At 68.9% G+C, this 26118-nt stretch carries 21 protein-coding genes; 14 read left to right on the top strand and 7 right to left on the bottom strand.

Annotated elements, in window-relative coordinates:
* Positions 1-177: 177 nt before the first annotated feature.
* The 7 genes from ACY34J_RS06755 to ACY34J_RS06725 all read right to left on the bottom strand — a co-directional run bounded on the left by ACY34J_RS06755 (position 178) and on the right by ACY34J_RS06725 (position 9301).
* A complete protein-coding gene (locus ACY34J_RS06755) occupies positions 178-1155 on the bottom strand; it encodes a bifunctional 5,10-methylenetetrahydrofolate dehydrogenase/5,10-methenyltetrahydrofolate cyclohydrolase (RefSeq protein WP_462725727.1) in 978 nt (325 codons plus the stop codon).
* Positions 1152-1724: a cyclodeaminase/cyclohydrolase family protein gene (locus tag ACY34J_RS06750; protein WP_462725726.1), complete on the bottom strand. Its 573-nt coding sequence runs from the start codon at positions 1722-1724 to the stop codon at positions 1152-1154. The genes ACY34J_RS06755 and ACY34J_RS06750 overlap by 4 nt, the downstream gene beginning before the upstream one ends.
* A complete protein-coding gene (locus tag ACY34J_RS06745; protein ID WP_462725725.1) occupies positions 1721-3418 on the bottom strand; it encodes a formate--tetrahydrofolate ligase in 1698 nt (565 codons plus the stop codon). Before ACY34J_RS06745 ends, ACY34J_RS06750 begins: the two co-directional genes overlap by 4 nt.
* A gap of 14 nt (positions 3419-3432) precedes the next feature.
* Positions 3433-6969 carry a 2Fe-2S iron-sulfur cluster-binding protein gene (locus ACY34J_RS06740; RefSeq protein WP_462725724.1) on the bottom strand — a complete coding sequence of 1179 codons (3537 nt, stop codon included), beginning with the start codon at positions 6967-6969 and terminating at the stop codon, positions 3433-3435.
* On the bottom strand, positions 6966-7217 hold the full coding sequence (locus tag ACY34J_RS06735; RefSeq protein WP_462725723.1) for a sarcosine oxidase subunit delta: 252 nt from the start codon (positions 7215-7217) through the stop codon (positions 6966-6968). The genes ACY34J_RS06740 and ACY34J_RS06735 overlap by 4 nt, the downstream gene beginning before the upstream one ends.
* A 36-nt stretch (positions 7218-7253) precedes the next feature.
* Positions 7254-8483, bottom strand: a complete 1230-nt coding sequence (locus ACY34J_RS06730; protein WP_462725731.1) for an FAD-dependent oxidoreductase — start codon at positions 8481-8483, stop codon at positions 7254-7256.
* Positions 8484-8674: 191 nt separating this feature from the next.
* A complete protein-coding gene (locus tag ACY34J_RS06725) occupies positions 8675-9301 on the bottom strand; it encodes a helix-turn-helix domain-containing protein (RefSeq protein WP_462725722.1) in 627 nt (208 codons plus the stop codon).
* Between the two features lie 277 nt (positions 9302-9578).
* On the opposite strand from ACY34J_RS06725, the gene ACY34J_RS06720 reads away from it, so the two are divergent.
* The 14 genes from ACY34J_RS06720 to sucD all read left to right on the top strand — a co-directional run bounded on the left by ACY34J_RS06720 (position 9579) and on the right by sucD (position 26095).
* The gene (locus ACY34J_RS06720) at positions 9579-10976 is read left to right on the top strand and encodes a glutamine synthetase family protein (RefSeq protein WP_462725721.1); all 1398 of its coding nucleotides are present in this window, start codon (positions 9579-9581) and stop codon (positions 10974-10976) included.
* A gap of 47 nt (positions 10977-11023) precedes the next feature.
* Positions 11024-11953 (top strand): class II glutamine amidotransferase, encoded by a 930-nt coding sequence (locus ACY34J_RS06715; protein ID WP_462725720.1) that lies wholly within the window; start codon positions 11024-11026, stop codon positions 11951-11953.
* Complete coding sequence (locus tag ACY34J_RS06710; RefSeq protein WP_462725719.1) at positions 11941-12756, top strand: GltB/FmdC/FwdC-like GXGXG domain-containing protein; 816 nt, start codon at positions 11941-11943, stop codon at positions 12754-12756. The genes ACY34J_RS06715 and ACY34J_RS06710 overlap by 13 nt, the downstream gene beginning before the upstream one ends.
* A 30-nt stretch (positions 12757-12786) precedes the next feature.
* Positions 12787-14202, top strand: coding sequence for an FMN-binding glutamate synthase family protein (locus ACY34J_RS06705; RefSeq protein WP_462725718.1), 1416 nt, complete (start codon positions 12787-12789; stop codon positions 14200-14202).
* Positions 14195-14644: a hypothetical protein gene (locus tag ACY34J_RS06700; protein WP_462725717.1), complete on the top strand. Its 450-nt coding sequence runs from the start codon at positions 14195-14197 to the stop codon at positions 14642-14644. Before ACY34J_RS06705 ends, ACY34J_RS06700 begins: the two co-directional genes overlap by 8 nt.
* A gap of 91 nt (positions 14645-14735) precedes the next feature.
* Entirely contained in the window at positions 14736-16346 is a 1611-nt protein-coding gene (locus ACY34J_RS06695; protein ID WP_462725716.1) for an APC family permease, read from the top strand.
* Positions 16347-16432: 86 nt separating this feature from the next.
* Positions 16433-16933, top strand: a complete 501-nt coding sequence (locus ACY34J_RS06690) for a formate dehydrogenase subunit gamma (protein ID WP_462725715.1) — start codon at positions 16433-16435, stop codon at positions 16931-16933.
* Positions 16930-18471, top strand: coding sequence for a formate dehydrogenase beta subunit (locus ACY34J_RS06685; protein WP_462725714.1), 1542 nt, complete (start codon positions 16930-16932; stop codon positions 18469-18471). Before ACY34J_RS06690 ends, ACY34J_RS06685 begins: the two co-directional genes overlap by 4 nt.
* Entirely contained in the window at positions 18468-21284 is a 2817-nt protein-coding gene (gene fdhF / locus ACY34J_RS06680) for a formate dehydrogenase subunit alpha (RefSeq protein WP_462725713.1), read from the top strand. The genes ACY34J_RS06685 and fdhF overlap by 4 nt, the downstream gene beginning before the upstream one ends.
* Positions 21285-21287: 3 nt before the next feature.
* Positions 21288-21506: a formate dehydrogenase subunit delta gene (locus tag ACY34J_RS06675; RefSeq protein WP_462725712.1), complete on the top strand. Its 219-nt coding sequence runs from the start codon at positions 21288-21290 to the stop codon at positions 21504-21506.
* A gap of 234 nt (positions 21507-21740) precedes the next feature.
* The gene (locus tag ACY34J_RS06670; protein WP_462725711.1) at positions 21741-22958 is read left to right on the top strand and encodes a pyridoxal-phosphate-dependent aminotransferase family protein; all 1218 of its coding nucleotides are present in this window, start codon (positions 21741-21743) and stop codon (positions 22956-22958) included.
* Positions 22959-23027: 69 nt separating this feature from the next.
* Positions 23028-23981: an HpcH/HpaI aldolase/citrate lyase family protein gene (locus ACY34J_RS06665; protein WP_462725710.1), complete on the top strand. Its 954-nt coding sequence runs from the start codon at positions 23028-23030 to the stop codon at positions 23979-23981.
* Positions 23982-23985: 4 nt separating this feature from the next.
* The gene (locus ACY34J_RS06660; RefSeq protein ID WP_462725709.1) at positions 23986-25173 is read left to right on the top strand and encodes a malate--CoA ligase subunit beta; all 1188 of its coding nucleotides are present in this window, start codon (positions 23986-23988) and stop codon (positions 25171-25173) included.
* A gap of 13 nt (positions 25174-25186) precedes the next feature.
* On the top strand, positions 25187-26095 hold the full coding sequence (gene sucD / locus ACY34J_RS06655; protein ID WP_462725708.1) for a succinate--CoA ligase subunit alpha: 909 nt from the start codon (positions 25187-25189) through the stop codon (positions 26093-26095).
* Positions 26096-26118: the final 23 nt, after the last annotated feature.

Here is a 26118-nt window from a genome sequence, read left to right as displayed (position 1 = left end):
GACCGCGGCGGCCACGTCCGGGTCGAGCTCGTGCAGGGATTGGTTGAGAAGGGTCATCGGCGGTCTCCTTGTGTGGGGGCGCAGTGTGCGGCGTACGCGTCGGCGGACAGAGCGTCGGCGATGTCGACGCGCGGCTTGACCGGTCAACCGGCCGTGCCGCCAGGTGCTGGTGGGGCGTCAGTCGGTGCCGGTGCGGGCCAGTTGGGCGTCCGCGGTGAGCAGGCTGAGCCCCTCGAGCAGTGGGCGGCTCGCGGACACGCTGAGCTGCAGCCGGGCCGCGGCGACCGTGTTGCGCAGCAGCCACACGTCGGTGATCGGACCGACGCCGCCCGGCACCGGGGTGATCGCCTGAGCCTTCGCGGCGACCGACGGGAAGTCCAGGTCACCCACCAGGCAGACCCGGCCGGTCTCCGGGTCCATCACCGGATTGATACCGACGTCCACCGCGATCACACCGTCCTTGACGTGTTCGCCCTGCACCAGCCCAGGCACGCCGGTCGCCACGATGAGGATGTCGGCCATCCGAGTGTGCTGGTAGAGCAGGCCGGATGAGTAGCTGTGCACGTCGCAGGACAGGACGGTCGCGCCGCGCTCCATCGCCAGGGTCAGCGCGGGCTTGCCGACGTTGGCCGACCGCCCCACCACAACCACGTTGCTCCGCTGGTACACCTCCGCCGGGTCACGGCCCGACTCCAGGAGATGGCGGTCGAGCAGGTGGAACGCCGAGGCCGGGGTCGAAGGCACGAACCGGGGTCTGCCCAGGGCCAGCAGGCCGGCGTTGACCGGGTGCACCGCCTCGATGTCCTTGAGGGGGTCCAGCGCGCGGTAGAGCGCCGCCTCCGACACCTGCGGCGGGAGCGGGCGCAGGATCAGGATCCCGGACACGCGCGGATCCGCGTCCAGCTTGCCGACCGCCGAGATGGCGTCCGCCTCCGTGACCTCCGGCGGCAGATGCTCCCGTACGTAGTGGACCCCCAACTCCTCGGCCAGCCGCCGCACTCTGCGCTCGTAAGCGTGCGCCGGGTAGCTGTCCCCGGCGACCACCGTGGCCAGGCCTGGCCGTGCGCCCTGCGCCACCAGCGAACGCACCTCGGCGGTGAGGGAATCGTGGAGGTCGCGGGCATATCCGCGACCATCAATGACAGGTGCGCTCATGGTGTACTCCCCGTCGCTGTGGTCACCGCCTGGCGCGCCACCTCAAGACACCCCTCGGCGCGCTCCGTCCAGGTTGCGTCGAGCCCGCCCAGGTCGCGGTTGATCCACACGATCCGCGCGGCCGCCCGGGTCGCTCCTTCGGCCAGCAGGGCCCCCGCCTGCGCGTCACCGCTCAGCCGCGGGTTGCCCTCGACCGCGGCCCGTGCCGCCAAGGCCGCGATCGCGGCCGCCTTCTCGGCGATGCGCAGCGGGACCTCCGTGGCGGTCAGGACGGCCTGCCCGATCCGCTTCTGGCGGTCAGGGCTGCCCCGGGGCAGCCGCACCGCCTCGAGCACGGCGGCGTAGGCGACGCCGTCGGCATCGGCCAGCGAGAGCACCTCCGCGCGCAGCCGGTCGGCGTGCGCGGCGACCTCGCTTTGCGCGCCGTCGGAGAACCGGACGGCCATGGTGGCCAACGCGGCTGCCGCCCCCGCGGTGAGGGCGGCAGCCGCGCCCGCCGAAGGGGCGGACTTCCGGGCGGCCAGCGCGTCCAGGAATCCGGCGACCGTATCGTCGGCCAGTGCGGTCATGACAGACCGACGACGGCACCGGTCGGGTCGAGATCGATCCGGGACGCCGCGGGCGAGCTGCCCAGCCCCGGCATGGTGCGCATGTCGCCGCAGATGGGGTAGACGAAGCCGGCTCCGACGGACGCCCGTACCTCCCGCACCGGCAGAGTCCAGCCGGTCGGGGCGCCCTTGAGCTTCGGGTCGGAGGAGATCGACAGGTGCGTCTTGGCGATACAGACCGGCAAGTTGCCGAAGCCGGCCCGCTCGTAGGTGTCCAGCTGTTGCTGGGCGTGCGGCGAGTACTGCACGTTGGCCGCGCCGTATACCTTCGTCGCCACCGTCTCGATCTTCTCCCTCAACGTCGCCTCGTCGGGGTAGAGGAAGCGGAAGTCGGTGGGCTCCTCCGCGGCTTCCGCGACCGCCTCGGCCAGTTCGGCCGCACCCCGACCGCCCTCGGCGAAGTTGGTGCACACCGCGGCACGGGCCCCCATCTCCTCGGCGATCTCCCGGATGACGGCGTGCTCCGAGGCGTGGTCGTCCGGAAAGGCGTTGATCGCCACCACCGGCGACACCCCGTGCAGCCGGATGTTCTCGATCTGCTTGCGCAGGTTGGCCGCGCCCGCCGCGACGGCCTCGGGGTTCTCCTGCAGCAGTTCCGGCGGCAAGGGCCTGCCCGCGACGATGCGGTACTTGCCGGAGTGCGCCTTGAGGGCCCGGACCGTGGCCACCACGACCGCGGCATCGGGGGAGAGCCCCGACGCGCGGCACTTGATGTTGAAGAACCGCTCGGCGCCCATGTCGGCGCCGAATCCGGCCTCGGTGATCAGGAAGTCGCCCGCCCGGATGCCGATCCGGTCGGCGACCACGGAGGAGTTGCCGGTCGCGATGTTGCCGAACGGCCCGGCGTGCACCAGCACCGGCGTGTTCTCCAAGGTCTGCAACAAATTCGGCTTGATCGCCTCCCGCAGCAGCACGGCCATCGACCCGGCGGCCTCGAGTTGTTCGGCGGTCACCGGTGCGCCGCCCCGGTCGTAGCCGACCACGATCCGGCCGAGCCGCTCCCGCAGGTCTTCCAGCGAGGTGGTCATCGCCAGCGCCGCCATCACCTCCGAGGCGGCCGTGATGTCGAAACCGGTCTGCCGCGGTACGCCGTCACCCCGACCACCGAGGCCGACCAGGATGTTGCGCAGCGCGCGGTCGTTGACGTCGAGCACGCGGCGCCAGGTGATGTTGTGCTGGTCCAGGTCCAGTCGGTTGCCCTGGAATATGTGGTTGTCGATCACGGCGGCGAGCAGGTTGTGGGCCGCGGTGACGGCGTGCATGTCGCCGGTGAGATGCAGGTTGAGCAGCTCCATGGGCACGACCTGGCTGTAGCCGCCGCCCGCCGCGCCGCCCTTGATGCCGAACGTCGGCCCCATGGACGGCTGCCGGATGGCGACCGTGGCACGCTTGCCGATGTGCTTGAACCCCTGGCCGAGGCCGACCGTCGTGGTGGTCTTGCCCTCGCCGAGCGGGGTCGGGGTGATCGCGCTGACCACGACGTACTTGGCGCGCGGGGCGTCGGCGAGCTCGTCGATGGCGCCCAGCCCGATCTTCATGACGTCGCGTCCGTACGGTTCGAGGTGGTGCGCCGGAAGGCCCATGCTCTCTGCGATGTCGTCCAGCGGTTTGAGCGCGGCTCCGCGCGCGATGTCCAGGTCTGAGGGGAAAGGCATGCTGGTCTCCTCGGTCAGAGGGTGGGTGCGGTGGCGCAGCCGTCGATCCCGGCGCCGAACTCGGCGCCGGCGGCCAGGAGGGCATCGAAGAGGTACTGGCCGGACGAGCGTTCGCAGTGCAGCAGATAGCCGGGGACGCCGTCGTCGTCGAGGCGCACCACGTCGGTGACCACCTTCGCCACCGAGGTCCGGAAGGCAGCCCCGTCGGGGGTGATGTCGTCGGACAGATCGACCCCGCACACTTGGGCCAGCAGGTCTGCGCTGGCCTGTCCCGCCACGCGGATCATCGCGCGGCCGTGGGTGAGGTCGATGACGGAGACGAACTCGCCGCTCTCCTCGGCCAGTTTCCGTAGCCAGGTGAGCAGCTTGTCCTGGTTGCCGGGGGCACCCAGCACCAGCCACTCACCGGGGCCGGACCCGACGACCAGGTGGCCGTTCGTGTCCCGGGCGGCCCGCCCGAACTTGGTGCCGAGCTCGAACGCCAGCACGCCGTCGTGCGGCGCCCTGATCGCGATCTTGGACAGGAGGGTGTGGTCGGCGACGGTGAGCGGGGCGATGCTGCGCCGGGCGTCCACCGTCCAGTCGGAGATCGTGGTGACCTCGTCGCCGGGCGCGATCGGGCTCCTCGCCACCGGCGCGGCGTGCGGCCTGAGGCCGGAGGCCGGGGTGTCGACGTTCTGCCGGGTGCCCTCAGGGTCGACGTGTGCCAGGTGTTCGGTGACCCGTGCCGTGATGTCCTTGCCGCTCGGCAGACGGACCGTCAGTACGGAGCCAGGGGCGGCGAGATCGGCGTCGACCTGGCCCAGGCAGATGGACCTGCCGAGGGTCGGCGACATGCGGCTCGAGGTGATGCGGCCCCTGATCCGGCCGCCGTCGGAAATGATCTGGCTTGCCTCCGGCGGCACGATGCGGCCGTCTGTCGGCTGGATTCCGACCAGGCGGGTGCCGTCGCGGTCCTCGGCCTGCCACACCAGTTCCGGCTTGCCGACGAAGTCGTCCTTGTCGAGCTTGATCGCCCAGTCCAGGCCTGCGCTGTAGGCCTTGGTGAGGCCGTCGGTGTCCTGACCGACGATCAGGTGACCCTTCTCGAGGCGGAGGATGCGCTGCGCCTCCACGCCGAATGGCCGGACGCCGAGGTCCTTGCCCTGCTCCAGCAGCGCCTCCCAGACGTGCAGTCCATAGGAGGCCGGGACGTGCAGTTCGTAGGAAAGCTCCCCGGTGAATCCGATGCGCCACAGCACGCAGTCGTCCACGCCGGCAACCCGGCCGGTGCGCACCTGCATGTAGCCGAACGCCTCGGGGGAGAGGTCAACGCCCTCGGTCAGCCTGCCGACCAGTTCCCGCGACCGCGGTCCCGCCACGTTGATGCTGGCGTAGGCGGTGGTGACCGGAGTGACGTGCACCTGCCAGTCAGGCCGTTCGGTCTGCAGCCAGTTCTCCACCCATTCCCACACGGCCGCCGCGCCGGAGGACGTGGTGCTCATCAGGTAGTGGTCCTCGCCGAGCCGGCCGGTGACGCCGTCGTCGAAGACGACTCCGTCCTCGGCGCACATGACCCCGTACCGGACCTTGCCGATGCCCAGCTTCGACCACTTGTTGACGTACAGCAGGTTCAGCAGCTTCGGCACGTCGGGACCGCGCAGGTCCAGCTTGCCGATCGGCGTCACGTCGATGATGCCGACGCCCTCCCGGACCGTGCGGACCTCGGCGGCCGGGTCACCGTAGTGCTCCGGCCGGATCCACTGGCCGGCCACCAGCGGCTTGGCGTGGTGCTTCTCGTGCCACGGCTGCATGGGGGAGTGGCGCACCGGTTCGAAGATCCGGCCGGCCAGCGCGCCCAGCGTGACCGGCACGTACATCGGCCGCCACGTCGTCGTGCCGGTCTCGGCGATGGTGCGTCCGGTGGCCTCGGCGATCACCGCGATCGCGTTGATGGTCTCCAGCTTGCCCTGGACCGGGCCCATGGTGGCGGTGGTGTACCGCTTCGCCAGTTCGGAGGAGTCGTACCCCTCCCGGACCGCCATGTGGAGGTCCTTGGAGGAGACGTCCTCGGAATAGTCGACGATGCCGTGGGTCCGGCCGCGGAAGAGTTCCGGATGGGGGTGGACGGGCAACGACGGGATCGCCGTCGCCTGCGATTCCGGTTCGCGCACCACCGGGTGGCTGTTGCGGGCCGTGGGGACCGCCGCCAGGTGCGCCGCCCGGCTGCCCGCGGCTCGGCGGGCCGCTTCGGTGCCCACCAGTGTGGCGTGCTCGCACAGTTCGTCCAGTGTGCCGTCGCCCGCGAGGCCGCCGACCGCCATCACGTTGTCGCCCGCCGTGCCACCCGGCAGGAACCGGGCCGCGACCGGGTCGTACACCGGGCGGTCGCCGGCCATGTTCAGCAGCGAGGTCGGGGCGGTCCAGCCGGTAGCCGTGATGAGCAGGTCGGCGTTGACCTTGCGCCCGTCGGTCAGCTCGACGGCCTTGACCCGGCGCCTGCCGTGCACCCGCACCACGTCCGCTCCGGCGCGGGCGTCGGCGACGTGGACCACGTCCACGCCGGCCTGCCGGAGGTCCTCCACCGCCCCGTCGCCCGAGGAGTTGGCGGTGAGCACCACCGCCCGGTGCCCCGGCTTGACCGCGTAGAGATTGATCAGCCTGCGGGCCGCGGTGGACAGCATCACGCCCGGGGTGTCGTTGCCCTCGAACACATAGGGACGCTCGATCAGTCCACCCGCGACGACCAGCACGCGGGCGCGCGCTTTGATCAGACGCTCCGGTGCCCGGCCGTGATGGCGCTGGACCACGGCGATCCAGTTCTCGTCGTAGCGGCCCAGCACCGCGGAGTCGGTCAGCACCTCGATGTTCTCGCACGCCCTGACCTCGTTGACCAGGTCGGCCGCGGCGAGCGGGTTCTCCCACCTCAAGTGCCCGCCGAGGTGGTGCTCCTCCTCGACCAGCATGACCTTGGCGCCCGCGCGGGCGGCCGCGACGGCGGCGGCCATGCCCGCGGGCCCGCCGCCCGCGACGAGCACGTCCGGGTGGGCGTAGCGCTTGTCGCGATGGTCGTGCGGGGTGTCCGCCGAGATCTCACCCGCGTGCACGAAGCGGCGCAGAATCTTCTCGTAGGTGGGCCAGAGGAACTCCGGCTTCATGAAGGTCTTGTAGTAGAAGCCGGCGGACATGAAGCGTCCCGCGAGACCGTTGGCGGCCTTGAGGTCGAACTTCAGGGACGGCCAGGTGTCCTGGGAGCTGACCCGCATGCCGTCGGTGACCAGCCGGTGCGCGCCACGGACATTGGGCTCGTCGCCGACCTGCACCATGCAGCCGGGGTCGTGGTAGCTCGCGGTGAGCAGGCCGCGTGGCCGGTGGTACTTGAAGCTGCGGGAGAACACACTGTGGCCCGACGCGGCGAGTGCCGAGACGATCGTGTCGCCGGGATGGGCGGTGATCTCCTTGCCGTTGAAGGAAAAGCGCAGCGTGCGACTCCGGTCGATGACCTCGCCGCGCTGCGTGGCAAGGCGCATCCGGCCGGTACCGTTCACCGCTTTCGTGTGCTTCAGGCTCATCGCGTCTCTCCCACCGGAAGGGTCTGGTTGGTGCTGGTGTGACGGCAGACGCGGAAGAATCGTCTGCAGCCCGCGGTGTGGTACCAGCTCTCGTCGACCCAGCCGCAGGAGTTGCGCCGGAAGTACAGGTAGTGCCGCCATTCCTGAGGTGTCGTCGACGCGGTGTCCGGGCGGGGTGTGGACTCCCCGTGGTGCCGGAATTCGCTGACGTTGCGTGGGCCGCACCACGGGCACGGAAGCTGGATCATGGGGTGAACCCTTTCGTCTGCTCGATGTCCGGCGCGTCAGTGGCCGACCGCGGCCGCACCCTTTTCCCCGACCAGGCGGCCCGAGGTGAACCGATCGAGCCCGAAGGCGGCGATGATCTCCGGGGGGCGCTCGTCGGCGATGCAGTCGGCCATGGCCTCGCCCGCAACGGGCCCGGCCTTGAAGCCGTAGGTGCCCCAGCCGACGTCCACGTAGAAGCCTTCGACGGGCGTGGGACCCATGATCGGCGAGTAGTCGGGGGTCATGTCGCACAGACCGGCCCATTGCCGCAGCAGGCGCATCTTCGACACCGCGGGCATCAGCTCCAGCACGTGCCCCGCCAGACCTTCCGCGAAGTCGAGCGACCCGCGCATCGAGTACGAGGTGAACGGGTCGACGCTCGCGCCGAACACCAGCTCGCCGCGGTCGGTCTGGCTCACGTAGACGTGCAGGGTGCCGGAGACGACCACGGTGTCCAGGAAGGGCCGCACCGGCTCGGTCACCGCCGCCTGTAGCGGCGAGGTGGTGACCGGCATACCGACACCCGCCATGTCCGAGATCAGCGTCGACCAGCCCGCGGTGCAGTTAACGACCTTCCGGGTCGAGATACGGCCCCGGTTCGTGCGCACCCCGGTGACGCGATCGCCCTCGACGTCGATCCCGGTGACCTCGGTGTTCTGGTGCAGGTGCACGCCGTTGGCGTCGGCGGCGCGAGCGTATCCCCAGACGACGGCGTCGTGCCGGATGATGCCGCCCGGCGGGTGGTAGAGCGCGCCGAGGATGGGATAGCGGGTGTCCTCGGAGGTGTCCAGGAACGGCACCCGCTTCTTGATCTCGGCCGGGTCGATGACCTCCGAGTCGACGCCCTGGAGCTTGTTCACCTCCGCCCGCCAGTGCATGGTGCGCAGCGAGCTGTCGTTGTGCGCCAGCGTCATGTGGCCGCGCTGCGAGAACATCACGTTGAAGTTCAGGTCCGCGGCCAGGTGCTGGTAGAGCTGCAGCGAGCGGTCGTAGAAGCGAACGCCCTCCGGTGTGAGGTAGTTGGACCGCAGGATCGCGGTGTTCCTGCCGGAGCCCCCGCCACCCAGGTACCCCTTGTCCAGTACCGCCACGTTGGTGATGCCGTGGTTGGTGGCGAGGTAGTACGCGGTGGCGAGGCCGTGGATACCACCACCGATGATCACCACGTCGTAGCTCTGCTTGAGCGGATGGGTGCGCCAGACCTGCGGCCAGTCCGCATGGCCCAGGCCGTGGCGCAGGAGGCGCAACGCGGAGTAGCGCGCCGGTCGGATCTTGCGCTTGCGGTGGCCGTTCACTCCGCGTGAACCAGGACTTCCACCAGACATGAGACGACTCCCAGCTGATCGGCTTCGCTGCGTCGCGCCGGCGATACGCGAGCATCAGTCAGTGAGCGTCAGCCTACTGCTCTTGGTAAACGAAGTCCACTGTTGTGAAACAGTCAGCTGCTGGGAGTCACGGACTTGACGGCCAGGAACTGGACCGGCAGCGAGATCAGCTCGCCGGGGCCGTGCATGGCCTCGCCGACGAACTGGATGGCGTCGCCCGGCTCGAGCAGGTAGCGCGCACTGCCGTAGCAGTACTCCATCTTCCCGGAGAGCATGAAGATCAACTCGGTGCCCGCGTGCTGGTACAGGGGGAAGACCTCGGCGCGTTCCGTGAGCGTTACGAGGATGGGTTCGAGTGTGTCGTGCGGGGCGCGCAGGGTGCCCAGCAGCTGGTACCGGTGTCCGGGCCCGGAGCTCTTGTGGTGGACCTCCAGGCCGCTGCCTGCCTTGACGTACACCACGTCCTGCTCCTCGGACAGGCCCCGGAAGAACGCGGTGACCGGGACCGAGAGCGCCTCCGACAGGCGTGCCAGGGTGGCCAGGCTGGGTGAGGCCTGCATGTTCTCGATCTTGGAGAGCATGCCCTTGGACAGGCCGCTCTCCGCGGCGAGTTTGCCGACCGTCCAGCCGTTCATGAGCCGGAACTCGCGGAGCCGCTCGGCGATCACCGCGCTCAGCGCTGCCTCGAGGCCGGTCGCCTCCTCGAGGCCGGCGACGGCCGCGTTGTCGTTTTCTGTCATCGCGCTGCCATGCCCCTTGCCTCGGCGGTTATCGCTGTCCGGATCCCTCTCACTTTAGCCATGTCACGAGGGGTCCTGTGTCCCGTCTCTGCTGTGTTCCCGCAGGTCGGCCCGGTTCCGCCGAGGATCGTGGCCACCTCCTCCCGGCGGTGGGGCGGGCCGAGTTCGAACCCAAGGGCTTGTCTCTCCTGAGGATACGATGTTCACTGCCTGTGGACAGAGGGTGTTCTGCGTCGCAGCGTCCTGGCGGCTGAGGTCCCGGACAAGGAGACACTTCATGAGAACTGATCTCGAGACATTCCTCGCACAACCGGGCAGAGACGAGCTGATCGCCGACGTCCGGCGCCAGATCGACGAAGCGGGGGTCACATACATCTACCTGCAGTTCGTGTCGGTCACCGGCCGGATCATGGGGAAGGGTATTCCGGCCCGGCACTGGGAGCGCTTCGCTCACGACGGCTTCCAGCTCGTCTACGGCGCGACCGCCAACCTGTTCACCGATCGCCACGGCGACTACATCGGCTACGGCGCCGAATCCCGTGAGCTGGTCGGTATGCCCGATGTGGACAGCTTCTGCGTGCTGCCGTGGGACCGCCAGACCGCCCGGGTGTTCTGCACGCTCTTCCGCGGCAAGGAGGAGGACGTCGACCCCGGCGGCTACCTCACCTCCGACTGCCGCGGCAACCTGAAGCGGATCCACCAGAAGTTCGAGGCGGAGACCGGGCTGCATCTGCGGGTGGGCACCGAGCCGGAGATGATGTGGCTCAAGCTCAACCCGGACGGCACGCCGTCCGTGGAGGGCAAGACCAAGCCCTTCTGCTACCACATCGACCAGTTCGCCGAGCTGCAGCCGATCATCCACCGTGTGATCGAGTACGGTCAGGCCATGGGCCTGGACATGATCCAGGGCGACCACGAGGACGCGCCGGGCCAGCTCGAACTCAACTGGCAGTTCGACCGCGCCGAGCTCACTGCGGACCGGCTCACCACCTACCGGCAGATCTGCAAGCAGGTCGGGCGTGAGTTCGGTGCGTACCCCTGCTTCATGCCCAAGCCGTTCATGGGCGTGTCGGCCAACGGCTGTCACCACAACATCTCCCTCTGGGAGGGCGACACCAACGCGTTCCTGCCCGAGGGGGACAACCCCCGGATGCCGAGCAAGATCGGCCTGACGTCGATCGCCGGCATGCTGGAGCACCTGGACGCCCTGACCTGCCTGAGCTCGCCGACCGTGAACTCCTACCGGCGGCTGTGGGACACCGGGTTCTGGGCGCCGTTGTACGCGGACTGGGGTTTCCAGAACCGCACCACCGCGCTGCGGGTCAGCGCCCCCGACCGGTTCGAGTACCGGTCGGTCGACTCGTCGGTCAACCCCTATCTCTCGATGGCGGGCCTCATCGTGGCGATGCACGACGGCATCCGCCGCAACCTCGACCCGGGGCCGCCGGAGGAGCGCAACATCTACGAGGCGATGGCCCAGGGCAAGGAGGTCCGCAAGATCCCCATGACCCTCGGCGACGCCCTCCAGGCACTGCGAGCCGACGACGTCATCCGCAGCGCGCTGCCCGGTGAGATGTACACCGTGTTCGAGCACTACAAGCGCGATGAGTGGGAGCGCTTCTGCGCCGCCGTCACCGACTGGGATGTCAAGGAGTACCTCGACATCCTCCCCTGAACGCGGGTCCCGCGTGTGACGCGGGGAGAGAAAGGAGCATCAGCACGATGTGCGGTATCGCCGGCATCATCTATTCCAAGGGCACCGGGCCACTCGGCAGCGACATGGCCCGCATGCTGCAGGCCATGAAGCACCGCGGCCCGGACTCGACCGGGTACGCGGTCTACGGCGAGCCCGACGAACTGCTCGTGATGCGGTTCAAGCTCGCCGATCCCAACGACGGCAGCGACTTCTCCTACGGCGAGCGCCTGGCGCGCAGCAGGCGTGAAGTGGAGTCCCGGCTGGCCAAGTCCGGGGCCACGATCGAGCGGATCGACAGCGAATCGGAGTACGCCTACCGCGCGACCTTCCGCTACGAAGGCGAACTGAAGCCGCTCGCCGACTACGTCGAGGACGTCCCCGGCGCCGAGGTGCTGTCGCTGGGGCATTCCCTGGAGATCGTGAAGGATCTCGGGGACGCGCAGACGGTGTCCGCCCAGTACCGGCTGGACTCCTTCACCGGCACGCACGCCATCGGCCACGTCCGGATGGCGACCGAGTCCGATGTGGACATCGCGGGCGCCCACCCGTACTGGGCCTACCCGTTCTCCGACATCGCCGTGGTGCACAACGGCCAGCTGACCAACTATCACCAGTGGCGGCGTCGCCTCGAACGGCAAGGTCACCGGTTCCAGTCCGAATGCGACTCCGAGATCATCGCCGTGTACCTGGCCCAGAGCATGGCCGACGGGAAGCCGCTGGAGACGGCCATGAAGCAGAGCCTGGACGACCTGGACGGTGTCTTCACCTACCTGGTGGTCACCGACAACGCCCTCGGCATGGCCAAGGACGAGATGGCCGCGAAACCGCTCGTGCTCTACCAAGGCGACGACATGGTCGCGCTGGCGTCCGAGGAGGGCGCCATCCGTGCGGTGGTCAACCGCGAAATCGACACGTACGACCCGTACGAAGGGGAGGTGATGGTGTGGAGCAGGTGACGAAGGTGGAACCGACCGCTTCCGCCGAGCCCACGACCAGGCGCTACGACGTCCGCGGCCTTGCGGAGCCGGACGCCACCGCGCCGAAGACCGCTGTCATCACGGGTGGGACCGCGGACCTGGACGCCGCTGGCCTGTCGACCCGCCAGATCAACCTCGAACTGCGCAGGCTGCTGTTCGACGAGGGTGTCACCGATGTGACGGTACGCAATCCGGGGGCGCGCCACTCGATCGCGGTAGGGCTGCTCACCCGCTGCAAGCTGCGGATCGAGGGCAGCCTCGGGTACTTCGCGTGCGGCCTGATCGACGGGCCGGAGATCCACGTCACCGGCCGGGTCGGCTGGTCGGCGGCGGAGAACATGATGTCCGGCGTGGTCGTCGTCGACAAGAACGCCGGCTCGCTGACCGGTGCCGCCCTGCGCGGCGGCGATCTGGTGATCCGCGGACACGTCGGCGCGCGCACCGGGATCGACCAGAAGGGCGGCACCATCGTCGTCGGCGGCAACGCCGGCTCGATGACCGGGTTCATGATGCAGCGCGGACGTCAGATCATCTGCGGTGACGTAGGCCCCGGGATGGGTGACTCGATGTACGACGGGTCGATCTACGTCGGCGGCAAGGTCGCCTCGCTGGGCGTCGACTGCGTCGAGGCCGAGATGACCGAGGCCGACGAGGAACTCATCGACCGCAAATTCCGGAACTACCGGCTCGACCGTCCGGATCGTTTCCGCAAGTTCGTCTGCGGCCGCAAGTTGTGGAACTACGACAGCCTCGAACCCAACGAGCGGAAGCTCGTCCTCTAGCCCACATCGCGCGGACACAGGAGTTCACGGATGAGCACAACCAACGACGGAGCTTCGCAGCCACTCGGGCGCAGCCGGATCTTCACCCCCGAAGTGATCGGCGACATCCACACCAAGTCCGAGCTCGGCCGGTACCGGATGCGCGGATTCTCGATGTTCAAGCCGATCCCGCACTGGGACGAGCTCATGTTCATGCCGGGCACCCTGACCCGGTTCGTCATCGAGGGCTACCGCGAGAAGTGCACCACCAAGACCGTGCTCGGCGCCCGGTTCGCCAAGAAGCCGCTCGAGCTCGACATCCCCGTCTACATCACGGGTATGAGCTTCGGCGCGCTGTCGCTGGAAGCGAAGATGGCGCTGGCCAAGGGCGCGTCGATGGCCGGTACGGCGACGTGTTCCGGTGAGGGCGGAATGATCCCGCCCGAGCGCGACCTGTCCACCAAGTGGTACTACCAGGTCATCCAGTCCCGGTACGGCTTCAATCCGCACCACCTGATGCTGGCCGACGCGGTCGAGTTCTTCATCGGCCAGGGCTGCAAGGTGGGTCTGGGCGGCCATCTGATGGGCCAGAAGGTCACCGAGCAGGTCGCCGAGATGCGCTCGCTGCCGGCCGGTATCGACCAGCGCAGCCCCGCCCGGCACCCGGACTGGCTCGGCCCCGACGACCTCTCCCTGAAGATCCAGGAGATCCGGGAGGCCACCGACTACCAGGTGCCGATCCAGCTCAAGCTGGGCGCGTCCCGGGTGTACGACGACGTCCGGATGGCCGCCAAGTGCGGGCCCGACATCATCTATCTGGACGGCGCCGAAGGCGGCACCGGCGCAGGACCGCACATCGCCACCGAGGAGACCGGCATCCCGCTGATGGCGGCGATCCCTGAGGCGCGGCGCGCCCTGGAGGACGTCGGCCTGGCCGACGAGATCGACCTCGTGGTCGCGGGCGGCATCCGCAACGGCGGCGACATTGCCAAGGCCATCGCCCTGGGCGCCAAGGCCGTCGCCATCGGCCACTCCTCCCTGATGGCCCTGAACTGCAACAAGGAGATCCCCGGCGTCACCGACTACGAGGGCTCCCTCGGTGTGAAGGCAGGGCAGTGCTACCACTGCCACACCGGCCGCTGCCCGGTCGGCATCGCCACCCAGGACCCCGAACTGCGCAAACGGCTGCGGGTCGACGAGGCTGCCGAGCGCGTCTACAACTTCCTGCACACCCTCACCCTCGAAGTGCAGATGCTGGCCCGGGCCTGCGGCAAGACGGACATCCACAGCCTGGAGCCGGAGGACCTGTGCGCGCTGACCACCGAGGCAGCCGCGATGGCGCGAGTCCCCCTGGCCGGCACCAGCTATGTGCCGGGCGTGACCGAGGAACGCGCGCTGGGCGAGATCAGGAACCTGCTGGAGAAGCACGTGGTGAACGACGGATCGCTGGGTGGGCACGATGTCTGAGCGGATGAACGTCACCGAGCGGAAGTTGTCGGGCGGCAAGAGCATCGACACCGAGGAGCTCACCGGCCGTACCTTCCCGTACCAGTTCGACCGGTCCCTGGTTGAGGATGTCGATCTCGCCGAGGCGACGCCCGGTGACGACCTCAACTGGCTTGAGGACATCGAGTTGATGACCGAGGACGGTATTCCGGCCGTCTTCGACCGATACACCAACGCGTTCCTGAAGATCCACTTCGAGATCCCCGAGGGGCGCGAGGACGAGTACGCCCGCAAGGTGCTGATCAAGCATCTGCAAGAGGGCAACTCCTACGGAATCTGGCTCAAGCACCGGCACGCCAAGTACCGCCAGACGGAACTGGGGTCGTGGCTGGCCGAGTCGGCCACCGTGGGCGAGGACTGGAGCCCGCCCGTCCTGGAGGGCTGGCACAAGCCGCTGCACTGAGCACCGTCACGGACACCCCCGGCGCGGCGCCGCGCCGGGGGGCCGCTCCCACGCCTGATCGACCCCCGCCGACCGCGAAAGGGGACCTCGCATGTCCGGGACAACTCGAAGAACAACCACCTCCGCCGCACCTGTCCCCCCGGATGCCGGTCTGCGCAGGACGATCAGCTGGACCGGCGCCTTCTGGATCGCCAGCGGCGTCCCGGCACTGGTGCTGTTCTCCATCGGTTCCATCGCCGCCACCGTCGGCACCCCCTCGGTCCTGGTGTGGGTACTGGCCGTGACGTTCGGTCTGATTCAGAGCTTCACCTACGCCGAGATAGCCGGGATGTACCCGCAGAAGTCCGGTGGCGCCTCGGTTTACGGGGCCATGGCCTGGCTGCCCTATTCGAAGTTCATCGCGCCGGTGTCGGTGTGGTGCAACTGGCTGGCCTGGTCACCGGTGCTCACCATCGGCTCCGCGCTGGCAGCGGGCTACGTGCTTACGGCGCTCTTCCCCGCGGCCGCGGGGATCCACCACTGGTCGGTCACGCTCGCGGACCTCGGGTTCTTCAAGGACGGCCTGGAACTGCGGCTCAACGCCCAGTTCGTGATCGCGGCGGTCCTCCTGCTGATCGTGTTCGCCGTGCAGCACCGCGGCATCCTGGGCGCGGCGCGGGTGCAGGCCGTAGTGGGCGTCGCGGTGCTCGTACCGCTGCTGCTGGTGGGCATCGTGCCGCTGCTCACCGGCGATGTGGTGCGGCGCAACTTCGACCCGTTCGTCCCGCTGAACGGTGCGTGGGACCTGGACGGCTGGACCCTGCTCGCCGGCGGCCTCTTCCTCGCGGCCTGGTCGGCCTACGCCTTCGAGACGGCGGTCTGCTACACCAGCGAGCTGAAGGACCCCGGGCGCGACACCGTCAAGGCCATCGCGTCCGCAGGGCTGGTCTGCTTGGTCGTCTATGTCCTGGTGCCGCTGGCGTTCCAGGGGTCGCTCGGCGTCAAGCGGCTGCTGACCGGGCCCATCGTGGACGGCACGGGGGTGGGCGCCGCCATGGTCGACATGGTCGGCGGGGGCAGAGTGGTGGGCGGCCTGCTGACCGTCATGCTGATCCTCGCCCTGTTGCTGACCATCATGACCACCATGGCCGGGTCGTCACGGACGCTGTACCAGGGCGCGCGGGACGGCTGGCTCCCTCGCTACCTGGACAAGACCAACAAGCACGGCTCGCCCCACCGTGCCATGTGGACGGACCTGGCGTTCAACCTGGTGCTGCTGCTGATGAGCGACTACGTGTTCGTGCTCGCCGCGTCCAGCGTCTGCTACATGGTGTTCAACTTCCTCAATCTGAACGCGGGCTGGCTGCACCGCGTCGACAACGTGCACCTCGCCCGACCGTGGCGCGCACCCACGCTGCTCATCACGGCGGGCGGGGTCCTGGCCTTCGGCAACGCGCTCCTGCTCGGATGGGGCGCATCGGTCTGGGGTTCGGGAGCGCTCTGGAGCGGCCTGGTGTTCGCCGCCTTGGTCCTGCCCGTGTTCGCCTACCGCCACTACGTGCAGGACAAGGGCGTGTTCCCGGCTTCGTTGCACGAGCAGTCCGGCTCCGCCCGATCGCCGGTGGCGCAGGTGCGGCGGGCCGGGATCCGGCCGTATCTGGCGCTGGCCGGAGGGGTGACCATGGTCGCTCTGGGCCAGGTCCTTGCGCCGCTGGGCAGATGAACGCGGCCACACCGTCGTCCTGTTGGGAGGATCGATGGCTTGCCCGGCGACAGACAAGCACGTGCACAGGGAGAGGGGAGTACACCGTGAACGGAGACCAGGTGGAACAGGCCGAGATGGTCCGGGCGGTGGTCGCCGAACACCGGCACCAGCGGGGACCGCTGCTGGAGATCCTCCGGGAGGTCCAGGAGCGGCTCGGCTACCTTGACCGGGACGTGGTCCCGGTGCTGGCCGCCGAGCTGAACCTCTCGCGCGCCGAGGTCCACGGTGTGCTCACCTTCTACTCGGACTTCCGGTCGACGCCGCCGGGCGCGACGTCGATTCGCCTCTGCCGCGCCGAGGCGTGTCAGTCGGTCGGCGCCCAGCGCCTGATTGCTCGGGCAGAGCGGGTGCTCGGCGTGAAGGTGGGGGACACGACGCCCGACGGCGCAGTGACCCTGGAACACGTGTACTGCCTCGGCAACTGTGCGCTCGCGCCCGCCGCCCAAGTGAACGGGAAGACCGTGGGGCGGCTGGACGAGCAACAGCTGGACGGCATCCTGCGCGCCGGCCGCTCGGCTCCCCAGACAGCAGGAGGTGCGGCATGACCACCACGATCTATGTCCCACGGGACTCGGCGGCCGTCTCGGTCGGCGCCGACGAGGTCGCGACGGCTGTCGCGCGGGCCGCGGGGGAGCGGGCCAGGGTGGTACGCACCGGTTCCCGCGGCATGCTGTGGCTGGAACCGTTCGTCGAGGTGGCCACCGAGCGCGGCCGGGTGGGCTACGGCCCGGTGACGCCCGACGCCGTGCCGGACCTCATCGCCCACGGGCTGCTCGACGGCGCCGACCACCCGCTCTGTCAGGGCGTCGTGAACGACCATCCCTGGCTCCGCGCGCAGCACCGCCTGTGTTTCGCGCGAGTCGGGATCACCGACCCCTTGTCCACCGAGGACTACCTCGCACACGGTGGCCTGGTGGGATTGCGCAGGGCCTTGGAGCTTGACCCTGCGGACGTGGTCGAGGAGGTCGTCGCGTCGGGGCTTCGCGGTCGCGGCGGTGCAGGTTTCCCGACCGGCATCAAGTGGCGGACCGTCGCCCAGACCGACGCGGAGCTCAAGTTCGTCTGCTGCAACGCCGACGAAGGTGACAGCGGCACGTTCGCCGACCGGATGCTGATGGAGGGCGATCCGTTCGCCCTGATCGAGGGCATGCTCATCGCGGCCCACGCGGTCGGCGCGCGCGAGGGCTACGTGTACATCCGCTCCGAATACCCGGACGCGGTGGCGACGATGCGCCAGGCGATCGCCGCGGCGCAGGCGGCCGGCTGGCTCGGCGAGTGCGTGCTCGGCTCCGACCTGTCCTTCGACCTTCACGTCCGGGTGGGCGCGGGTGCGTACATCTGCGGCGAGGAAACCGCCATGCTGGAGAGCATCGAGGGCAAGCGCGGAATGGTGCGGGTGAAGCCGCCGATCCCCGCGATCACCGGGCTGTTCGGCAAACCCACCGCGGTCAACAACGTGCTGACCCTGGCCAGCGTCCCCGCGGTGCTGGCCGGTGGCGCCCGGGCGTATGCCGAGCTGGGCACGGGGCGGTCTCGGGGCACCCAGGTGTTCCAGCTGGCGGGCAACGTCGCCCGGGGCGGCGTCGTCGAGGCAGCGTTCGGGACGACGCTGCGCGAGCTGATCACGACCTTCGGCGGGGGAACCCGCAGCGGCAGACCGGTGCGCGCGGTCCAGGTCGGCGGACCGCTGGGCGCCTACCTGCCGGAGTCTCAGTTCGACCTGCCGCTGGACTACGAGGAGTTCGCAGCGGCAGGGGCGATGCTCGGGCATGGCGGGATCGTCGTGTTCGACGACACCGTCGACATGGCCGAGATGGCGCGCTTCGCGATGGAGTTCTGCGCCGATGAATCCTGTGGCAAGTGCACACCGTGCCGGGTGGGCGCGGTGCGAGGCGTCGAAGCGATCGACAAGATCGTCGGCGGCGAGGACCGCGACGGCAACCTCGCGCTGCTGAACGACCTTTGCGATCTGATGACCGATGCGTCGCTGTGCGCGATGGGCGGACTGACCCCCCAGCCGGTGCGCAGCGCCCTGCAGCACTTCCCAGACGACTTTGTCCGACAGGAGGAGGCGAAGCCATGAGTCTGCTGAGGGAACCGGATTTCGGCACCCCGGCCCGGCCCGGCCCCGCTACGGTGTCGGTGGAGATCGACGGGTTCGAGGTGCGGGTGCCGGAAGGCACGTCGATCATGCGGGCAGCGGTGACCGGTGGGATCGACGTCCCCAAGCTGTGCGCGACCGACCGCTTGGACGCCTTTGGCTCGTGCCGGCTGTGTCTGGTCGAGATCGACGGCCGCCCGGGCACGCCGGCGTCGTGCACGACGCCGGTCGCCGAGGGCATGAAGGTCCGTACCCAGACCGGGCGGCTCGCGAAGCTCCGTCAGGGTGTGATGGAGCTCTACATCTCCGACCATCCGCTTGACTGCCTCACGTGCTCGGCCAACGGCGACTGCGAGCTGCAGGACATGTCCGGTGTGGTCGGTCTGCGCCAGGTCCGCTACGGCTACGAGGGCGAGAACCACCTGTCGCTGGAGGCCGACCGCAGCAACCCGTATTTCGACTTCGATCCGTCGAAGTGCATCGCGTGTTCGCGCTGTGTCCGGGCCTGCGGGGAGGTCCAGGGCACCTTCGCGTTGACGATCGAGGGCCGCGGCTTCGAGTCCAAGGTGTCGGCCGGAGCGGGGGAGCTGTTCATGGACTCGGAATGCGTGTCCTGCGGGGCGTGTGTACAGGCCTGTCCGACCGCGACGCTGCAGGAGAAGTCGGTGGTGGACCTGGGGATGCCGACCCGCAGCGTCCGCACCACGTGCGCCTACTGCGGGGTGGGGTGTTCGTTCACCGCGGAGCTGCGCGGCGACGAACTGGTGCGTATGGTGCCTGCCAAGGACGGCGGCGCCAACGAGGGGCACTCCTGCGTCAAGGGCAGGTTCGCCTTCGGCTACGCCACCCATCCCGACCGGGTGCTCACCCCGATGGTCCGCGAGCGGATCACCGACGACTGGCGCCCGGTCGACTGGGAGACCGCGATCCGCACGGTCGCGGACGGGTTCCGGGCCATCCAGGAGGCCCACGGAGTGGGCGCGATCGGCGGGATCACCTCATCGCGCTGCACCAACGAAGAGGTGTACGTGGTGCAGAAGCTGGTGCGCGCCGCGTTCGGCAACAACAATGTGGACACCTGCGCCCGGGTGTGCCATTCCCCGACAGGGTACGGGCTCAAGCAGACCTTCGGCACGTCGGCGGGCACCCAGGACTTCCGGTCCGTCGGCGAGGCGGACGTGATTGTCGTGATCGGCGCCAACCCGACGGACGGACACCCGGTGTTCGCCTCGCGGATGAAGCGCAGGCTCCGGGAGGGCGCGCGGCTCGTCGTCATCGACCCGCGCCGGATCGACCTGGTCCGCTCACCCCACGTGGAGGCCGCGCACCACCTCCAGCTGAGGCCGGGCACGAACGTCGCGGTAATCAACGCGATGGCACATGTGACCGTCACCGAGGATCTGGTGGATCGGTCCTTCGTGGATTCCCGCTGTGAAGGCTTCGCCGAGTGGGCGGAGTTCATCGCGCGCGAGGAGAACAGCCCTGAGGCGACCGAGGAGATCACCGGTGTGCGGGCGGCCGAGCTGCGCGCGGCTGCCCGCCTCTACGCTACCGCCGGCAACTCGGCGATCTACTACGGACTCGGGGTCACCGAGCACAGTCAGGGGTCGAGCATGGTGATGGGCATGGCGAACCTCGCCATGGTCACCGGGAACATCGGCCGCGACGGCGTCGGAGTGAATCCCTTGCGCGGGCAGAACAACGTGCAGGGTTCTTGTGACATGGGATCGTTCCCCCATGAGCTGTCGGGGTATCAGCACGTGTCCGACGACGCCGTCCGGGAGGTCTTCGAGACCTTGTGGCACCGGCCCATCCTGCCGGATCCGGGCCTGCGGATCCCCAACATGTTCGACGCGGCGCTGGACGGCACCTTCCGTGGCCTGTTCGTCCAGGGCGAGGACCTCGCCCAGTCCGACCCCAACACCCGCCACGTCACTGCGGCGCTGGAGGCCATGGACCTGGTGGTCGTGCAGGACCTCTTCCTCAACGAGACGGCCAAGTTCGCGCACGTCTTCCTGCCCGGTACCTCCTTCTTGGAGAAGAACGGCACGTTCACCAATGCGGAACGGCGGATCAACCGGGTCCGGCCGGTCATCCGGCCCAAGACCGGCAAGGACGAGTGGCAGATCGTCTGCGAGATCGCCCAGGCGATGGGCTACGACATGTCCTATGCGCACCCGCGCGAGATCATGGACGAGATCGCCGCGGTCACGCCCACCTTCGCCGGGGTGTCCTTCGCCAAGCTGGACGAACGGGGGAGCGTACAGTGGCCGTGCAACGACGCGGCGCCGACCGGAACGCCGATCATGCACGTCGACGGATTCGTGCGCGGCAAGGGCAGGTTCGTGCCCACCCCGTACGTACCGACGAAGGAACGCAGCACCCGGAAGTACCCGTTGATCCTCACTACGGGCCGGATCCTGAGCCAGTACAACGTGGGTGCGCAGACCCGGCGGACCCGTAACGTGGTGTGGCATCCCGAAGATCTGCTGGAGATCCATCCGTACGATGCCGAAGTCAGGGGGATCAGCGAAGGGGACACGGTGGTCCTGTCCAGCCGGGTCGGCGAGACGACGCTGCACGCCACGATCACCGACCGGGTGCCGATGGGCGTGGTGTACACAACCTTCCACCACCCGGTGACCGGGGCGAACGTGGTGACGACGGAGAACTCGGACTGGGCCACGAACTGTCCCGAGTACAAGGTCACCGCGGTGCAGGTATCGGTGCGCCGACGGGCGGGAGATGGCGAACGGACGGCCGGGCGAACGGACGTGGCGGTCGGAGTGGAGTGATCGATGAGACAGGACACGTCACTGCGGTTGGCCTACGACATCGCGGCCCACTTCGCGCACTACCCGTTCCGCGATGCGGTGGCGGCGATCGCCGATCACATCGTGAAGTTCTGGGACCCCAGGATGCGGGCGCAACTGATCGAGCAGGCGGCACGCGCGGGCGGGCAGTGCGATGCGCGCGTACTCGGGGCCGCCACGCTCCTGCGGGACCACGCGGGGTGAGCAGCGCTGATGTGCGGGGCTCCGGAGACGATGTGGTCGTCTCCGGAGCCCTTTCTTTTCCTTGTGTGGCTTGAGGAATCGCTCATTTCCCGATCGCGCAAACTCAAGGCCGAGATGTAGCGGCGACGACCGGTCTCCCCTTAGGGTTTCATAAGAGTGAACAATGTTTCCTGATTCGGCATCACCCGGGCTGTTCGGTCGTTCGGGGAGACGCCGTGTAAGGAGTGGGTGCACATGCGTCATGGAATCGCACACCTTTTTGTTCCGGGGCCGACGAACGTCCCCGAGGTCGTACGGCGGGCGATGAACGTCCCGATGGAGGATCACCGGGCTCCGGACTTCCCGGAGCTGACGCTGCCGCTGTTCGAGAACCTCAAGACCTTGCTCGGATTGACGTCCGGCCGCGTGTTCCTCTACCCCGGCTCGGGCACCGCGGCCTGGGAAGCGGCCATCAGTAACACTCTGAACCGGGGCGACAAGGTCCTGATGTCCCGCTTCGGGCAGTTCTCCCAGCTGTGGGTCGAGATGGCGGAACGCCTCGGCCTCGACGTCATCTGCGTGGATGTCGAATGGGGTAGCGGCGTGCCGGTGCGCGACTATGAGTACCACCTGTCCAAGGACAGGTCCATCAAGGCCGTCTTCGTGACCCACAACGAAACCGCGACGGGCGTGGCCTCCGACGTCGCCGCCGTGCGCGAGGTCATGGACGCCCAGGGTTCCGATGCGTTGTTGTTCGTCGACGGGGTGTCCTCGATCGCCTCGATCGATTTCCGGCAGGACGCCTGGGGTGTCGACCTGGCGGTGACCGGTTCGCAGAAGGGCCTGATGCTGCCGGCGGGCCTGGCGGTACTCGGCGCCAGTGAAAAGGCGTTGGAGGCTTCGCGACATTCCACGATGGAGCGGTGCTACTTCGACTTCGTCGACATGATCAAGACGAACGACCTGGGGTACTTCCCGTACACCCCACCGGTTCCGTTGTTGCACGGCCTGCGGGCCTCGCTGGACCTGTTGTTCGCCGAGGGGCTGCCCGCGGTGTTCGCGCGGCATCACCGGCTGGCCGAAGGCGTGCGTCGCGGCGTGCACGCGCTCGGCCTCGAGCTGTGCGCCACTGGCCCGGAGTGGTACTCCGACACGGTCTCGGCGATCCGCGTGCCCGCCACCGTGGACGGTGCGGAGGTCTGCCGCATCGGCTACCAGCGCTATCGCACATCGTTCGGCGCAGGGCTGTCGCAAGTGGCCGGAAAGGTGTTCCGCATCGGTCATCTGGGCGACCTCAACGAGGTGATGTGCCTGTCCGCACTGGCCGCGGCGGAGATGTCGCTGGCCGATGCGGGAGCCGACATCGAGCTCGGTGCCGGCGTCGCCGCCGCGCAGGCGTACTACCGGACCGCCGACGTCCGGTCCGCCACTCCGCTCGACGCGGCTCACTCGCCCGCGCTGACCGGCCGGTGAGCGTCAGCGCTTCCATCCCCTCGCCGGCACACCACCGGCACCCGCAGTCGCGACCCGAGGAGTCACACCATGAGCCACACCCTCTACCCGCCGCGGCAGCCCCGGCTGCAGCGCAGCGAGCTGGCCGTGCCGGGATCGAACCCGAGCTTCATCGACAAGGCGGCGGACAGCGAGGCGGACTTCGTCTTCCTCGATCTTGAGGACGCCGTCGCGCCGCCGGAGAAGGAGCAGGCGCGCAAGAACGTCATCGAGGCGCTGTGTGACATCGACTGGGCTGCCAAGGGCAAGACCGTGTCGGTGCGCATCAACGGCCTCGACACCCACTACATGTACCGCGACGTCGTCGACGTGGTGGAGCAGGCGGGTGATCGGCTGCACACCGTCCTGGTGCCAAAAGTCGGTGTGCCCGCGGACCTCTACACCGTGGAGGTGCTGATCAGTCAGATCGAGCAGGCCAAGGGGTGGCCCGCCCGGATCGGGACCGAGGCGCTCATCGAGACGACGCTGGGCATGGCCAACGTCGAGGCCATCGCGGCCAGCGGCGGCCGCCTCGAAGCCCTGCACTTCGGCGTCGCCGACTACGCCGCCAGCCTCCGTGCACGAACGGTGAGCATCGGCGGCCTCAACCCGCACTACCCCGGGGACCAGTGGCACTTCGCGCTGTCCCAGATGATCGTCGCGTGCCGGGCCTACGGACTGCGGGCCATCGATGGGCCGTTCGGAGACTTTTCCGACCCCGACGGCTACCTCGACGGTGCCCGCCGGGCCGCTGCCCTCGGCGCGGAGGGCAAGTGGGCGATCCACCCCAGCCAGGTGGCCCTGGCCAACGAGGTCTTCACCCCGCCCGAGGCCGAGGTGGCCAAGGCGCGGCGCATCGTCGAGGAACTCCGCAAGGCCGAAGCGGAAGGCCGAGGGGCGGCGGCGCTGGACGGCAAGATGATCGACGCTGCGTCGGAGCGTATGGCGCGCGCCGTGATCACGGTGGACGACGCGATCCGGGCCGCGGCCGCCGCGAGGAGGTAAGGGCATGGACATCCACGAGTACCAGGCGAAGGAGCTGCTGGCCCGCTACGGCGTGCCGGTTCCGCGAGGCGGGCTGAGCTACAGCCCCGAGCAGGCTTCTTACCGGGCCACCGAGCTCGGGGGGACCCGGTGGGTCGTGAAGGCCCAGATCCACAGCGGCGGACGCGGCGAGGCGGGCGGGGTGAAGATCTGTCACTCCGACCGGGAGGTCGCCGAGGCGGCCAACGAACTGTTCGGCAGGCGACTGGTCACCCGGCAGGTTCCCCAGGGCAAGTGCGTGTACCGGGTGTACGTCGAAGAGGCCACGGAGATCAAGCGGGAGCTCTACTTCGGGATCGTGCTCGATCGCAGCACCGAGAAGATCACGGTGGTGGCCTCGGCCGAGGGCGGTATGGAGATCGAGGAACTGGCTGCCGAGAACCCGGAGGCACTGGTCCGGGTGACCGTCGAACCCGCTGCGGGATTCCTCGAGTTCCAGGCGCGCGAACTGGCCTTCGCCATCGGGCTCGCGCCGTCCCAGATCGCGAAGGCGAGCCAGCTGTTCCGGGCCGCGTACCGGGCGTTCCGCGACCTCGACGCCGCGATGCTCGAGATCAACCCGCTGGTGGTCACCGCGGACGAGGACCTGGTGGCGCTGGACGCCAAGATGTCCTTCGACGACAACGCCCTGTTCCGCAGGCCTGCCATCGCCGAACTGCGGGACCGCAGTCAGGAGGACCCCCGGGAGAGCCACGCCGCCGACCGCGGGCTCGCCTACGTCGGGCTCGACGGCGACATCGGCTGCATGATCAACGGAGCGGGCCTCGCCATGGCCACTCTGGACATGATCAAACTCGCGGGCGGTGAGCCGGCCAACTTCCTCGACATCGGCGGCGGTGCCTCACCGGAGCGGGTGTTCAAGGCCTTCCGCGCCGTCCTGCAGGACAGCAAGGTCAAGGTGGTGTTGGTGAACATCTTCGCCGGTATCAACCGGTGCGACTGGGTGGCCGAGGGCATCGTCGAGGCGTTCCGGAAGATCGACGTGCAGCTCCCCGTCGTGGTCCGGCTCGCCGGGACGCACGTCGAGGAGGGCAGGCGGATCCTCGCCGAATCCGGCCTGCCCATCGTCACCGCGGACACCCTTGCGGATGCGGCAGAACGTGCCGTCGAGGCCGAGATGGAATTCCGCGCCGCGGCCGGCGCGGGCGGATGAGGAAGGACGCAGCATGGCCATCCTGCTCACCGAGAAGACACGCGTCATCGTCCAGGGCATCACCGGCCGGATCGGACAGTTCCATACCGAGGAGATGCTCTCCTACGGGACCAACGTCGTCGGCGGGGTGACACCCGGGAAGGGCGGGACCACGGTGCATGGCTGCCCCGTGTTCGACACGGTCAAGGAGGCCGTCGCCGAGACCGGGGCGGAGGCGTCGATCGTGTTCGTCCCGCCCCCGTTCGCCGCCGACTCGATCATGGAGGCCGCCGACGCGGGCATCCGGCACTGCGTGTGCATCACCGACGGCATCCCCACCCAGGACATGATGCTGGTGAAGCGGTACATGCGGCGTTACCGGGATGTCGACCGGATGCGCCTGACCGGCCCGAACTGCGCGGGCACGATCAGTCCGGGCCGTGCGCTGCTCGGCATCATGCCCGGTCACATCTACCTGCCGGGTCGGATCGGGATCGTCGGCAGGAGCGGCACCCTCGGCTACGAGGCGGCTTCGCAGTTGAAGGCCCGCGGCTTGGGGGTGTCCACTTCGGTCGGCATCGGCGGGGACCCGGTCAACGGATCGTCCTTCCGGGACATCCTCGAACTGTTCGAGGACGATCCCGAGACCGACGCCGTCGTGATGGTCGGGGAAATCGGGGGACCTCAGGAGGCCGAGGGCGCCCGGTTCGTGGCCGATCACATGAGCAAGCCGGTGATCGCCTACATCGCCGGCCTCGCCGCACCGCGGGGCCGCAAGATGGGGCACGCGGGCGCGATCGTCTCGGCGGCAGGGGAATCGGCCCAGGAGAAGGTGGAGATCCTGACCGCGGCGGGTGTGACGGTGGCGCCCGACCCGTCCAGCATGGGCCGCACCGTCGCAGAGGTGCTTGAGGCGAGTGGCCGGCTGGCCAGGTCGGCCTGAGGCATGCCGGCATCTGAGTGAGC

It is taken from the genome of Streptomyces sp. HSS9-12 (genome assembly GCF_054963655.1).
This window is presented reverse-complemented; position numbering and strand designations above follow the sequence as displayed.